The sequence below is a fragment of the Klebsiella sp. GFKo11 genome, assembly GCF_056490265.1.
Genome location: NZ_CM151369.1, coordinates 779,135 through 793,060, shown reverse-complemented (window position 1 = coordinate 793,060; position 13,926 = coordinate 779,135). Strand labels below are relative to the sequence as shown.

Annotated in this window: 10 protein-coding genes; 8 read left to right on the top strand and 2 right to left on the bottom strand. The window is 55.1% G+C overall.

Features of this window, described 5'->3' with window-relative positions; genetic code table 11:
* The first annotated feature begins 42 nt into the window (after positions 1-42).
* Complete coding sequence (locus AC07P6_RS03810; RefSeq protein WP_478315675.1) at positions 43-1,692, top strand: glycerone kinase; 1,650 nt, start codon at positions 43-45, stop codon at positions 1,690-1,692.
* 289 nt (positions 1,693-1,981) lie between these two features.
* On the opposite strand, the gene AC07P6_RS03805 is transcribed toward AC07P6_RS03810, so the two are convergent.
* Entirely contained in the window at positions 1,982-2,755 is a 774-nt protein-coding gene (locus AC07P6_RS03805; protein WP_110272979.1) for a siderophore-interacting protein, read from the bottom strand.
* Positions 2,756-2,995: 240 nt separating this feature from the next.
* Here AC07P6_RS03805 and AC07P6_RS03800 point away from each other — a divergent pair, with 240 nt between their 5' ends.
* Together AC07P6_RS03800 and ygjG are read left to right on the top strand one after the other, a co-directional pair.
* Entirely contained in the window at positions 2,996-3,556 is a 561-nt protein-coding gene (locus AC07P6_RS03800) for a PadR family transcriptional regulator (protein WP_304253697.1), read from the top strand.
* A 240-nt stretch (positions 3,557-3,796) separates the two neighbouring features.
* A complete protein-coding gene (gene ygjG, locus AC07P6_RS03795; protein WP_182235003.1) occupies positions 3,797-5,176 on the top strand; it encodes a putrescine aminotransferase in 1,380 nt (459 codons plus the stop codon).
* 171 nt (positions 5,177-5,347) lie between these two features.
* Here ygjG and AC07P6_RS03790 read toward each other — a convergent pair whose 3' ends face one another.
* Positions 5,348-5,680, bottom strand: coding sequence for a tRNA-binding protein (locus AC07P6_RS03790; protein WP_110272970.1), 333 nt, complete (start codon positions 5,678-5,680; stop codon positions 5,348-5,350).
* Between the two features lie 219 nt (positions 5,681-5,899).
* Here AC07P6_RS03790 and ebgR point away from each other — a divergent pair, with 219 nt between their 5' ends.
* The 5 genes from ebgR to AC07P6_RS03765 all read left to right on the top strand — a co-directional run bounded on the left by ebgR (position 5,900) and on the right by AC07P6_RS03765 (position 13,873).
* Positions 5,900-6,883: a transcriptional regulator EbgR gene (gene ebgR / locus AC07P6_RS03785; RefSeq protein WP_112213655.1), complete on the top strand. Its 984-nt coding sequence runs from the start codon at positions 5,900-5,902 to the stop codon at positions 6,881-6,883.
* A 264-nt stretch (positions 6,884-7,147) separates the two neighbouring features.
* Complete coding sequence (gene ebgA / locus AC07P6_RS03780; protein ID WP_478315674.1) at positions 7,148-10,240, top strand: beta-galactosidase subunit alpha; 3,093 nt, start codon at positions 7,148-7,150, stop codon at positions 10,238-10,240.
* Positions 10,237-10,686, top strand: coding sequence for a beta-galactosidase subunit beta (locus AC07P6_RS03775; RefSeq protein ID WP_182235005.1), 450 nt, complete (start codon positions 10,237-10,239; stop codon positions 10,684-10,686). The genes ebgA and AC07P6_RS03775 overlap by 4 nt, the downstream gene beginning before the upstream one ends.
* 93 nt (positions 10,687-10,779) lie before the next feature.
* Positions 10,780-12,213 carry an amino acid permease gene (locus tag AC07P6_RS03770; protein ID WP_182235006.1) on the top strand — a complete coding sequence of 478 codons (1,434 nt, stop codon included), beginning with the start codon at positions 10,780-10,782 and terminating at the stop codon, positions 12,211-12,213.
* Between the two features lie 226 nt (positions 12,214-12,439).
* Positions 12,440-13,873 (top strand): amino acid permease, encoded by a 1,434-nt coding sequence (locus AC07P6_RS03765; RefSeq protein ID WP_112213651.1) that lies wholly within the window; start codon positions 12,440-12,442, stop codon positions 13,871-13,873.
* The last annotated feature ends 53 nt before the right edge of the window (positions 13,874-13,926 follow it).

Below are 13,926 nucleotides of genomic sequence, written 5' to 3'. Positions count from 1 at the left end.
GGGCCAGTCCTCCGGCTTTTTGCTCAATATCCAGGATCCGTTATGTCTCAATTCTTTTTTAATCAGCGCGCCAACCTCGTCAACGAAGTGATTGAAGGGACCATTATCGCCAGCCCGTGGAACAATCTGGCCCGGCTGGAGAGCGATCCCGCCATTCGCGTGGTGGTGCGCCGCGATCTCGACAAAAATAACGTGGCGGTGATCTCCGGCGGCGGTTCCGGTCACGAACCGGCGCACGCGGGGTTTGTCGGTAAAGGGATGCTGACCGCCGCCGTCTGCGGCGATCTATTTGCTTCGCCGAGCGTCGATGCGGTACTGACCGCCATTCAGGCGGTGACCGGCGAAGCGGGCTGCCTGCTGATCGTGAAGAACTATACCGGCGATCGCCTGAACTTCGGCCTTGCGGCGGAGAAAGCGCGTCGCCTGGGCTATAACGTTGAAATGCTGATCGTCGGTGATGATATTTCGCTGCCGGATAACAAACATCCGCGCGGCATCGCCGGGACGATCCTGGTGCATAAAGTGGCGGGCTACTTTGCCGAACGCGGTCATAATCTGGCAACCGTGCTGCGTGAGGCGCAGTATGCCGCCAACCATACCGTCAGCCTTGGCCTGGCGCTCTCCAGCTGCCATCTGCCGCAGGATGCGGAATCGACACCGCGCCATCATCCCGACCAGGCCGAACTGGGGATGGGGATCCACGGCGAACCGGGCGCTTCGGTTATCGCTACCCAGAACAGCGCGGAAATCGTAGGCCTGATGGTTGAGAAACTCACCGCCGCCCTGCCGGAAACCGGCCGCCTGGCGGTGATGATCAACAACCTCGGCGGCGTGTCGATTGCCGAAATGGCGATTCTGACCCGTGAGCTGGCGAATACTCCGCTGCGCCAGCGTATCGACTGGCTGATTGGCCCGGCCTCGCTGGTGACCGCGCTGGATATGAAAGGCTTCTCCCTCACCGCCATCGTGCTAGAGGAAAGCATCGAGAAAGCGCTGCTTTCTGCGGTAGAAACCGCAGGCTGGCAGACGCCGGTGCAGCCGCGTGAAATCAACGTGATGCCGTCATCGCTGCGCAGCACTCGCGTAGAGTTTGAGCCTTCACAGAATAGCGTGGTGGCGGGCTATGTTGAGCAGGTGACCAGCACGCTGTCCGATCTGGAAGCAGACCTCAACGCGCTAGATGCCAAAGTCGGCGACGGCGATACCGGCTCCACTTTCGCTGCCGGGGCGCGCGACATCGCCGATTTATTACAGCGCCAGCAGCTGCCACTGGATAACCTCGCCACGCTATTTGCCTTAATTGGCGAGCGCCTGACCGTCGTGATGGGTGGCTCCAGCGGCGTGCTGATGTCGATTTTCTTCACCGCCGCCGGGCAGAAGCTGGAGCAGGGAGCGAACGTCGCCGAAGCGCTGAACGCCGGTCTGGCGCAGATGAAATTTTACGGCGGCGCGGATGAAGGCGACCGTACCATGATCGACGCCCTGCAACCGGCATTGGCAGCGCTGCTGGTGGAACCGGTAAATCTGCAAGCTGCTTTCACGGCGGCGCAGGCGGGCGCAGATCGTACCCTTCACGCCAGCAAAGCCAACGCCGGGCGCGCGTCGTATCTGAACAGCGATAGCCTGCGCGGCAATATGGACCCCGGCGCCCACGCAGTGGCAATGGTATTTAAAGCGCTGGCGCAGCGTTAATTTCCCGGACATCTCCCCTGCTCGCGCTGCGCTTAGCAGGGCTACAGGTTCACAGCCGACTGCGGGCCGGTAGCCCGGACAGATGCGCAGCATCGCCTCCGGGAAATTCTGCCTCTCTGCATTCTTCTCCCGGGGGCGGCGCAAAGCGCCTGCCCGGGCTACAGGTTCACCGGCGTCTGCGAGACGGTAGCCCGGACAGATGCGCAGCATCGCCTCCGGGAAAACCACCGCGCAATTCTCTTTCGTAGCCCGGGTAAGGCGTCAGCCGCAACCCGGGTTTTCTCCGCGCTTACTTACTGTGCCAATAGGCCTGAGAACGCACCAGCTGCGGGTCAATCTCTTCACCTTCAAAGCGCGCCAGCAGCGATTTCACCACCGCCCCTTCCCCGGTCACCCAGATAAAATAGTCTTCCGCCGGAACCACCACCTGCGCCAGGCGCTCAGCCACGGCAGATGAGTTATGCCCCACCACCCACTCAATATTAAAGCCGTTGAGATCCGCCAGATAATCTTTGTAAGACTCATCGCCAATGGTCACAATCGCCGTCACCTGCGGGCGCGTCGGGAGCAGCTGTAACCCTAACAGACGGCGGCGCAGCGCGGGCATTCCGGACTCATCGGTGACGTACAATTGCCAGGCGTAATCCTCCGGCACCACCAGCGAACCACGCGGACCGCCGATCACCAGCTTATCGCCGACTTTCGCCGCCAGCGCCCAGCTGCTGGCGATACCGCCATCGTGAATAAAGAAGTCGTACGCCAGCTCATGACGTTCAGCATCGTACAACGGCGTATAGTCGCGGGTCGCCGGGCGCACGCCCTCACCCCAGTTAATGCCTTCATCCGTCACCTCTGGCGGGGTGAACGCAGATCCCGCTTCGGGGAAAAAGAGCTTGGTATGGTCGTCAAACCCCTGGGAAACAAAGCCATTCAGCGCCTCTCCACCCAGCACGATGCGCTGGAAAGCGCGACCGATACGCTCGATGCGCAGCACGGTTAACTCACGAAAACGCAGCTCGTTACGCACGCGTTGCGGATATTTAGGTTGATTTGTCGTTGTCATTTTCAGTCGCCTTCGTGAACAGTAAATAGATATATCTAAAAATCTTGCAAATGATAATGATTGCCATTAAAAAAGAATGCAAGCATTTTTTGATATAAGCATAACAAAACGCCACAAAAGTCAAAAAATCAAAACAAACCCTTAAATATCAATATTATAAAAAATAAATCAATTCTATGGTTGCCATAAAATATTTTTTAGATATAAATTAGATATATCAAAACAACACAGGAACAAAACATGAGACATCATCACGAAGAAGGACGTGGGCCACGTGGACGCCACGGTGAACATAGCGAACATGCCGAACATGGCCGCAGAGGCGGAGGCGGCGGGCGCCGTCAGCGCTTCTTTGGTCACGGCGAGCTGCGTCTGGTTATTCTGGATATCCTCACCCGCAACGCCAGCCACGGTTACGAGCTAATCAAAGAGATTGAAACCCTGACCCAGGGTAACTACAGCCCGAGTCCCGGCGTTATCTACCCGACGCTCGACCTCCTCCAGGACCAGGGTTTGATCAGCGTTGCAGACGAGAACGGGCGCAAAAAAATCGCTATTACCGCCGAGGGCAGCCAGCTGCATGCTGAAAACCAGGAACATCTGGAGCATATCCAGGCCAGGCTACAGGCCCGCATGGTGGGCTGTGAACTGCGTAAAAACCCGCAGATGAAGCGCGCGCTGGAAAACTTCAAAGCGGTACTGGATTTAAGAGTCAATCAGCAGGAAATTACTGAAGCGCAATTGAAGCAAATTATCGGCGTGATTGACCGCGCGGCAATGGAGATTTCCCAGCTCGACTAACCTTCTGCCCCACCGCAGGGCAGCCTGCACCGCCGCAAAGCATGCGGCGGAAGCCCTTTCCTGCATCGTTTTGCGCCTTCAGGAGTAAAACATGCCAATAATATCGCCGTGAGATTAAATTTTGCACAATCACGATTTCACGTTGCGTTTATCCCGATTTTCCTGGCCCGAGCCGAAGTGGCGTAATCCCTGCAATACTTAATTCAGTATCATGTGATACGCCCCGTCCAGGAGCTCATTTTGAACAGGTTACCTTCCAGCGCATCGGCTCTGGCCTGCAGCGCACACGCACTGAATCTCATTGAAAAGCGAACGCTCGATCATGAGGAGATGAAATCACTTAATCAGGAGGTCAGGGAATACTTTAAAGAGCATGTGAATCCAGGGTTTTTAGCGTATCGAAAATCAGTCACTGCTGGCGGGGATTACGGGGCCGTAGAGTGGCAAGCGGGAGGGTTGAATACGCTTGTCGACACTCAGGGACAGGAGTTTATTGACTGCCTGGGTGGGTTTGGGATTTTTAATGTAGGGCACCGTAATCCAGTTGTCGTTTCCGCCGTCGAGAATCAGCTCGCTAAACAACCTCTTCATAGCCAGGAACTGCTGGACCCGCTGCGGGCCATGCTGGCAAAAACGCTGGCGGCCTTAACGCCCGGCAAACTGAAATACAGCTTCTTTAGCAATAGCGGTACCGAATCAGTCGAAGCGGCGCTAAAGCTAGCGAAAGCTTACCAGTCTCCGCGGGGCAAGTTTACCTTCGTCGCCACCAGCGGCGCGTTTCACGGTAAATCACTGGGCGCGCTCTCGGCCACTGCTAAATCCACCTTCCGTAAGCCGTTTATGCCGCTGTTGCCAGGGTTTCGCCATGTGCCGTTTGGCGATATTAACGCCATGCGTACGCTGCTTAGCGAGTGTAAGAAAACCGGCGATGACGTTGCGGCGGTGATCCTTGAGCCAATTCAGGGCGAAGGCGGGGTCATTCTGCCGCCGCCGGGCTATCTGCCTGCGGTTCGCAAGCTGTGCGACGAGTTTGGCGCACTGCTGATCCTCGATGAAGTGCAGACCGGGATGGGCCGCACCGGCAAGATGTTTGCCTGCGAGCATGAAAACGTCCAGCCAGATATTCTGTGCCTTGCCAAAGCGCTGGGCGGCGGCGTGATGCCAATTGGCGCAACGATCGCCACCGAAGAGGTGTTCTCGGTGCTGTTCGACAATCCGTTCCTGCACACCACCACCTTTGGCGGTAATCCGCTGGCCTGCGCGGCGGCTCTGGCGACCATCAACGTGCTGCTGACGCAAAACCTGCCCGCGCAGGCGGAGCAGAAAGGCGACATCCTGCTGGACGGCTTCCGTCAACTGGCCCGCGAGTATCCGGATCTGGTGAATGAAGTACGTGGTAAAGGCATGCTGATGGCAATTGAGTTTGTTGATAACGAAATCGGTTATGACTTTGCCAGCGAGATGTTCCGCCAGCGGGTGCTGGTGGCCGGAACGCTAAATAACGCGAGGACGATTCGCATCGAGCCGCCGCTGACGCTGACGCTGGAACAGTGTGAGCAGGTGCTGAAAGCGGCCCGTCTGGCGCTGGCAGCGCTGCGGGTTTCGGTGGAAGAGGCGTAGCGACTTCCCCTCTCCCGTTCAGGGAGAGGGGAAGGCTGATGACAAATCTGATTTCGCTATTGTGCTGGCGTTTTTGCCGGGTGGCGGCTAACGCCTTACCCGGCCTACAATGCTCGAGGCCGTCGTTGGCCCGTGCAAGCGAAACGCCGCCGGGCAATCCCAGAAAGATTGCTATACCACCCGCACGCCAGCAGGCATCAGCCTCTCAGGTGTGAGCAACACGCTTTCGCTGCCATCATCAGTTTCCGCGCACAGCAGCATGCACTCCGATGTTTCCCCACGCATTTTCGCTTTCGCCAGATTACACAGCACCACCACAGTTTTCCCCAGCAGCTCTTCTTCGCTGTAGTACGGCACCAGGCTGGTCACCGTCTGCAACGTGCGCTCACCGACATCAATCTGGGCAATGTACAGCTTGTCGGCATTCGCATGGCGTTGGACTGCCACTATCTTGCCAGTACGCATTTCCAGTTTGGCAAAATCATCATAAACCACCGTTTCCATCTTTTACCTCCCAAGTAAAATTTTAGTAAAAGATAACAAATATCGTCAACGCTTCCGCATAATATTGACAGGAGTGTTAGATCTATCACGATTTACATCAGAGAAAACGCTGTGCTGATGATGAATAATACGGCGGAAATTTACTGAAAAGAGATGCAGGAGCCCGCGCTTGCTTTACAATGGTTTGCGTCGATGGGGCAACGTCAGATAAGGGAAAAAATGGCTACACTAAAAGATATCGCGACCGAAGCGGGCGTCTCGCTGGCGACGGTTTCACGGGTATTAAACGACGACCCCACCCTGAACGTAAAAGAAGAGACCAAGCACCGCATCCTGGAGATTGCGGAGAAGCTGGAATATAAAAGTACCAGTTCGCGTAAGACTCAGACTCATACCGTGGGGCACCACCATATCCTGGCGATCTACAGCTATCAGCAGGATCTGGAAATTAACGATCCTTACTATCTGGCAATTCGCCATGGGATTGAAACACAATGCGAAAAGCTTGGTATTGAGCTGACTAACTGCTACTTCAATAACGCTCTGCCCGAGCTAAAAAAAGTGACCGGTGTATTGATTGTCGGCCAGCCTTCACGCGCTATTCGTGACGCCGCCACCGCGTTAACTGACAATATCTGCTTTATCGATTTCCATGAGCCAGGCAGCAGCTATGATGCCGTGGATATCGATCTGGTGCGTATTGCCAAAGAGGTGATCGACTTTTTTATCGCTCAGGGCGCGTCGCGCATTGGGTTTATTGGCGGTCAGGATGAGCCCGGCAAGGCTGATATCCGCGAAGTGGCATTCGTCGAGTACGGTCGCCTGAAGGGCGTAGTGTCGGAAGATGATATCTGGCGCGGCGGCTTTTCCAGCTCCTCCGGCTATGAACTGGCGAAAATGATGCTGGCGAAAGCGGATTTCCCCGCCGCGCTGTTCGTCGCCTCGGACTCCATCGCCATCGGCGTATTACGCGCTATTCATGAGCGTGGACTGTCTATTCCGCAAGATATTTCGCTTATCAGCGTTAACGATATCCCCACCGCGCGCTTTACCTTCCCGCCGCTCTCCACGGTGCGCATTCACTCTGAAATGATGGGTAGCCAGGGCGTTAACCTGTTGGTTGAAAAAGCCCGCGACGGTCGTGCGCTACCGCTAAACGTATTCGTTCCCAGCGTGCTTAAGCTACGCGGCACCACCCGTTAATCCCGTTTCTGACGCTAAATCCTCTGCGCTCGGCTCCCGGGGGCGGCGCTTCACGCGCCTTGCCCGGGCTACGGGTTCACCACCGTCTGCAACACGGTAGCCCGGGTAAGGCGTTTACGCCGCGACCCGGGGATTTTTCTATTCCCCCCTGCCAGACGACGCTCATTTTGTGATCGAGTTAAAGTAAATCACCTCCGGTGGTTTTATTTAGTAAAAGTTTTACTAAAATAAACCATATCCATTTAGTCCGTTCAGGGAGGCGATATGAATCGCTGGGAAAATCTTCAACTCACTCATGAAAACAGGCTGCCGCCGCGGGCCTATTTCTTCTCTTACGATTCGCAGGCCCAGGCGCGTACCTTCGCCCGTGAAGCCAGCAGCCGCTTTTTGTCCCTCAGCGGACAATGGAACTTCCGCTTCTTCACCAACCCGCTACTGGTACCGGAAGCGTTCACCTCGCAATATATTAGCGACTGGGGGCCGATTACCGTGCCGGGAATGTGGCAGATGGAAGGCCACGGCCAGCTGCAATATACCGATGAAGGTTTTCCCTTCCCGATTGACGTACCGTACGTTCCGACCGATAACCCGACCGGCGCCTATCAGCGTATCTTTACCCTCAGCGACGGCTGGCAGGATCAGCAGACCATTATTAAATTTGATGGCGTCGAAACCTATTTCGAAGTCTACGTTAACGGTCAGTACATTGGTTTTAGTAAAGGCAGCCGCCTGACGGCAGAGTTCGATATCAGTCACGCGGTGACAACCGGCGACAACCTGCTGTGCGTGCGGGTGATGCAGTGGGCCGACTCCACTTATATCGAAGACCAGGATATGTGGTGGTCGGCGGGTATTTTCCGCGACGTCTATCTTGTAGGGAAAAATCCGCTGCATGTGCAGGATTTCACCCTGCATACCGACTTTAACGACGACTATATTGACGCTACCCTCTCCTGCCAGCTGGTACTGGAAAATCTCGCCGCCCAGACGGGTGAAGTCGCGCTGGAATATGCGCTGTTCGACGGTGAAAAAGCGCTGTATGAAGGCGCAACCCAGCGCCTGACCGTCAACCAACAGCTGAACGTCGATTTTGCTATCGATGTGAAAGCGCCGCAGCAGTGGTCAGCAGAAAACCCGTACCTCTATCACCTGGTGATGACGTTGAAAAACGCCGCCGGGGAGATTATCGAAGTCATCCCGCAACGCGTTGGTTTTCGCGATATCAAAGTGCGCGATGGCCTGTTCTATATCAACAACCGCTACGTGATGCTGCACGGTGTTAACCGCCACGATAACGACCATCTTAAAGGCCGCGCCGTGGGAATGGACCGCGTGGAGAAAGATCTGCTGCTGATGAAGCAGCACAATATTAACTCGGTGCGTACCGCCCACTACCCGAACGACCCGCGCTTCTATGAGATGTGCGACATTTACGGCCTGTTCGTGATGGCGGAAACCGATGTCGAATCCCACGGTTTCGCCAACGTCGGCAACCTGAGCGCCATCACCGACGACCCGGCATGGGAGCACGTTTACGTCGAGCGTATCGTGCGCCACGTTCACGCGCAGAAAAACCATCCGTCCATCATCATCTGGTCGCTGGGCAACGAGTCCGGCTATGGCTGCAACATCCGCGCGATGTACCACGCCACCAAAGCGCTGGATGATACGCGTCTGGTGCATTACGAAGAGGATCGCGACGCCGAAGTGGTGGATATCATCTCCACCATGTATACCCGCGTACCGCTGATGAACGAATTTGGTGAGCATCCGCATGAAAAACCACGCATTATCTGCGAATACGCCCATGCGATGGGCAACGGCCCCGGCGGGCTGAGCGAATATCAGAACGTGTTCTATCAGCACGACAGCATTCAGGGCCACTACGTGTGGGAGTGGTGCGATCACGGTATCCAGGCCACCGATGACAACGGCGCGGTGTGGTACAAATTCGGCGGCGACTACGGCGACTATCCTAATAACTATAACTTCTGTCTCGACGGGCTGATTTTCTCCGATCAGACCCCAGGGCCAGGGCTCAGAGAGTACAAACAGGTTATCGCACCGGTAAAATTCCAGGCGACCGACATCACCCGGGGCGAGCTGCGCGTCGATAATAAGCTCTGGTTCTCCACGCTGGATGACTACACTCTGCGCGTTGAAGTGCGTGCCGAAGGATCAACGCTGGCAACCCAGCAGCTTAAGGTTCCGGGGCTTGCGGCAAACAGCAGTCGCGATATCAAAATCGACCTGCCGGCGCTCGACGAGCGCGAAACCTTCGTCAACATCATGGTGACCAAAGATTCCCGTACGCCGTACAGCGAAGCCAACCACCCAATCGCCGTCTACCAGTTCCAGCTTAAAGAGCAGACCGCAGCCAAAACACCGCTCATCAACGCCAGCGCCACCCCGCTACACATTGCCGATGAACGCCTGAGCTACAGCATCACCGGGCACAACTTCCGCGTGGTGTTCTCAAAAGTTAGCGGCAAGCTCAGCGAATGGCAGGTGAACGGCATCGACCAGGTGACCCGCGAGCCGAAGATTAACTTCTTCAAGCCGATGATTGATAACCATAAGCAGGAATACGAAGGGCTGTGGCAGCCAAATCATCTGCAAATTATGCAGGAGCATCTGCGTGAATTCAGCGCCGAGCAGCGCGGTGAAACGGTGATTATCACCACCCGCAGCATCATCGCCCCGCCGGTTTTCGATTTCGGCATGCGCTGTACCTATCGCTGGCAGGTCACTCCGCAGGGCCATATCAACGTTGAGCTTGAAGGCGAACGCTACGGTGATTACCCGCATATCGTACCGTGCATCGGCTTTATGCTCGGCATTAACGGTCAGTTTGAGCAGGTCAATTATTATGGTCGCGGGCCGGGCGAAAACTACGCCGACAGCCAGCAAAGCAACATCATTGACGTCTGGCGCACCACCGTCGACGACATGTTCGTGAACTACCCGTTCCCGCAGAATAACGGCAACCGCCAGCATGTGCGCTGGGCCTCTTTTACCGACCGCCACGGCAGCGGCCTGATGGTGGTGCCGCGTAACCCGCTCAACGTCAGCGCCTGGCACTATACGGCTGAGAATTTGCATGCCGCGCAGCACTGCAACGAACTGCGCCGCAGCGATGACATCACCCTGAATATCGATGCCCAACTGCTCGGACTGGGCTCTAACTCCTGGGGCAGCGAGGTGCTGGATAGCTGGCGCGTCTGGCTCAAACCGTTCAACTACGGCTTCACGTTGCTGCCGCTGGAAGGCGGATGCGCTTCCTCGCAGAGGCTGGCGAATCATAGCTTTGACGCCGGTTTCTTTTCCTCCGATTCACACAGCGAGGCTGAAAAATGAGAATTCTCGATAATTTAGAACAGTTTAAGCAGGTCTATCACAGCGGACGTAAATGGCAACGCTGCGTGGAAGCCATCAATAACATCGACAATATTCGGCCCGGCGTCGCTCACTCCATCGGCGATTCGCTCTCCTATCGTGTGGAAAGCAATAGCACCACCGATGCGCTTTTTGTCGGTAATCGCCGCTATTTTGAAGTGCACTATTATCTGCAAGGTCAGCAAAAAATAGAGTTTGCCGCCAAAGAGCAGCTCCAGACCGTCGCCTGCTACCGTGATGAAACCGACCGCGAATATCTGAAAGGCCTTGGTGAAACCGTCCAGGTCCATGAAGGACAAATGGTGATTTGCGATACCGACGAAGCTTACCGTTTTATCTGCGATTCACCGGTCAAAAAAGTGGTGCTCAAAGTAACGATTGAAGATGGCTACTTCCTGAATAAGTAAGCCTGCGTTAAGCAACAAGAGGCCAGCGGGTGCGCCCGCTGGCCGTCCCGGTTCCAGCCCCAAATCCGGGCCAGCTAAATTTTCGGAGGACTTATGTCCGAATCAATACGTGCCAAAATAGGTAAATTCGCCTTGCTGTCGATGGCGTTTACCGCCGTGTTTAACGTGCGTAATATCGTTAATAACAACATAGAGTTAGGACTGAGTTCCGCTCCTATCTTCTTGTTCGCTACGGTGGTTTACTTTATCCCGTTTGTGTTTATCATCGCCGAGTTCGTCTCAGCGAATAAAAATTCCGAGTCAGGCATGTACGCCTGGCTGAAACAGCCTTTAGGCACCCGCGCGGCCTATCTGGGTTCGTTCCTGTACTGGTTTGTGAACCTGTTCTTTTTCCTGTCGCTGCTGCCGAACGTGGTGGCCTACGCGTCGTACGCGATTATGGGTTACGCCATTCCCTTCTCGCCGATGGTCACTTCACTGATCTCCATCGTCCTGTTCGCCATGGCGACCCATATCTCCACCAAAGGCGCGACGTGGCTGGGGAAAATTTCCGAATGCGTGGCATATGGCGTCTTCGCGCTGTTTGCGATTTACGTCGTCGGCGCCTTCACCGCACTGGGTTCGGGTCACGTGCCAGCGCAGCCGATTACGCTGCACGCCATGGCCCCTACCATTAACTGGGCAACGCTGGGCATCATGTGCTGGATTTTCCAGGCCGCGGGCGGTGCTGAAACCGTTGCCGCCTACCTGAACGACACCAAAGGCGGGCAGAAATCGTTTATTAAAGTGATCATCACCGCCGGAGTGCTGATTGGCGGTATGTATGCGCTGGGTTCACTGCTGGTAAACGTCTTTGTGGCGCGCGAAGATCTGACCTACGCGGCGGGGATGGTGGAAATCTTCACCGGCCTTGGCGCTTACTTCCATATTTCTGAAGCGCTGATGGGCCGCTTCGTCGGCATCATTCTGTTTATCGCCATCTTCGGCAGCATGATGATGTGGACCGCCGCACCGGTAAAAATTCACTTCTCTGAAATTCCTGCGGGCATCTATGGCAAAAAAACCACCGAGCTGAACGCTCACGGCGTGCCGGTACGCGCCGCCTGGTGGCAGTTTGTCTTCGTCCTGCTGATGCTTATCGTCAACGGCTTCGGCTCCGCCAGCGTCCAGCAGATGATGAATACCGCCATCAACCTGACCGCGGGGACCGCCATGCTGCCGCCGCTGTTCATTATGGCTGCCTACTTTGTTTTCCGCTGGAAACACGACGACACGCCGCGCGACTTCCGCATGGGGTCAAGAAAGGTCGGGATGGGCGTGGTGTCGATGCTGATGGTGATTTTCCTGGTCAGCATGACCGCCTCCGCCTTCCCGCCGGGCGTCGACCTGGTAAACGCCTTCTTCATTAACGTCTTTATGACCGCAGTCTTCTCCGGTCTCGCGTGGTGGTGGATAACCCGCTTTGAGAAAAAACAGCAGAAAAGCCAACAGACGGCGCTGAAAGGCGCAGTAAATCCGGCGAAATAGGCACCCGACTTCCCGCCTGCACCCTATCAGCAGGCGGGATTTTTTTTACCTGTTGAGATGACGTCCCGCCAACCATTTTCGTGATCGAGTTAAAGCAATTCAGTTTTACCGCTTTTATTTACTAAAATTTTTACTAAAATTAACCATAATACTTAACTGCCTCTACCCTACAAACAACACAATCCCCTTCGGCCACTCTCTGAGGGATAATGTGTGGAGATGTGTTATGTCTGATACCAAACGTAATACCATCGGCAAGTTCGGTCTGCTGTCGCTGACCTTCGCCGCCGTCTTCAGTTTTAACAACGTTATCAATAACAATATTGAGCTGGGGCTGGCGTCGGCACCGATGTTTTTCCTCGCCACCCTGTTCTACTTCATCCCTTTCTGCCTGATTATTGCCGAATTCGTTTCGCTGAATAAAAACTCCGAGGCGGGCGTTTACGCATGGGTCAAAAGCTCTCTGGGCGGGCGCTGGGCGTTTATTACCGCCTACACCTACTGGTTTGTGAACCTGTTCTTTTTCACCTCGCTGCTGCCGCGCGTAATTGCTTACGCCTCTTACGCCTTTCTCGGCTACGAGTACATTCTGACTCCTGTCGCCACCACGGTGCTGAGCATGGCGCTGTTCGCTTTATCCACCTGGGTTTCCACCAACGGCGCAAAAATGCTGGGGCCGATTACCTCGGTCACGTCATCATTGATGCTGCTCCTGACCCTCTCCTACATCCTGCTCTCAGGCAGCGCGCTGGTGGGCGGTATTCAACCTGCGGATCCTATTACCGTGGATGCGATGATCCCCAACTTCAACTGGGCGTTTCTTGGCATCACCACCTGGATTTTTATGGCGGCTGGCGGCGCGGAATCCGTCGCGGTGTATGTTAACGACGTCAAAGGCGGATCAAAGTCATTCGTTAAAGTCATCATTATGGCGGGAATAGTGATTGGCGTGCTGTACTCGATTTCCTCGGTGCTGATTAACGTGTTTATCAGCAGCAAAGAGCTGAAATTCACCGGCGGCTCGGTACAGGTATTCCATGGCATGGCGGTATATTTTGGCCTACCGGAACTGCTGGTTAACCGTTTTGTCGGCCTGGTCTCCTTCACTGCGATGTTCGGTTCATTATTAATGTGGACCGCGACGCCGGTAAAAATCTTTTTCTCCGAAATCCCGGCCGGGATATTTGGCAAAAAGACCGTCGAGCTCAATCAGAATGGCGTACCGGCGCGCGCGGCGTGGATTCAGTTCCTGATTGTTATTCCGCTGATGATTATCCCGATGATGGGCTCCAATACGGTGCAGGATTTAATGAACACCATCATCAACATGACCGCTGCCGCCTCGATGCTGCCGCCGCTGTTTATTATGCTGGCCTACCTTAACCTGCGCCGCAAGCTCGACCATTTGCCGCGCGATTTCAAGATGGGCTCGCGCACCACCGGCATCGTGGTGGTTTCCATGTTGATTGTTATTTTCGCCATCGGCTTCGTTGCTTCAACGTTCCCAACCGGCGGCAATATTCTGACGATTATTTTCTATAACGTCGGCGGGATCGTTATCTTCCTCGGATTTGCATGGTGGAAATACAGCAAATACGTGAAGGGATTAACTCAGGAAGAAAAAAGAATTGAAGCGGCACCGGCCTCTGATGCTTCTTAAAATAATATACCCGTCATACTTCAAGTTGTAGGTGCGTTAGCTGCGCTCGCTCA

Excerpts from the sequence above, each read along its gene's own strand:
- AC07P6_RS03790 (WP_110272970.1), bottom strand. The coding sequence starts at position 5,680 with ATGGAAACGGTGGTTTATGATGATTTTGCCAAACTGGAAATGCGTACT.
- ebgR (WP_112213655.1), top strand. The coding sequence starts at position 5,900 with ATGGCTACACTAAAAGATATCGCGACCGAAGCGGGCGTCTCGCTGGCG.
- AC07P6_RS03805 (WP_110272979.1), bottom strand. The coding sequence starts at position 2,755 with ATGACAACGACAAATCAACCTAAATATCCGCAACGCGTGCGTAACGAG.
- AC07P6_RS03765 (WP_112213651.1), top strand. The coding sequence starts at position 12,440 with ATGTCTGATACCAAACGTAATACCATCGGCAAGTTCGGTCTGCTGTCG.
- ebgA (WP_478315674.1), top strand. The coding sequence starts at position 7,148 with ATGAATCGCTGGGAAAATCTTCAACTCACTCATGAAAACAGGCTGCCG.
- AC07P6_RS03770 (WP_182235006.1), top strand. The coding sequence starts at position 10,780 with ATGTCCGAATCAATACGTGCCAAAATAGGTAAATTCGCCTTGCTGTCG.
- AC07P6_RS03810 (WP_478315675.1), top strand. The coding sequence starts at position 43 with ATGTCTCAATTCTTTTTTAATCAGCGCGCCAACCTCGTCAACGAAGTG.
- AC07P6_RS03800 (WP_304253697.1), top strand. The coding sequence starts at position 2,996 with ATGAGACATCATCACGAAGAAGGACGTGGGCCACGTGGACGCCACGGT.
- AC07P6_RS03775 (WP_182235005.1), top strand. The coding sequence starts at position 10,237 with ATGAGAATTCTCGATAATTTAGAACAGTTTAAGCAGGTCTATCACAGC.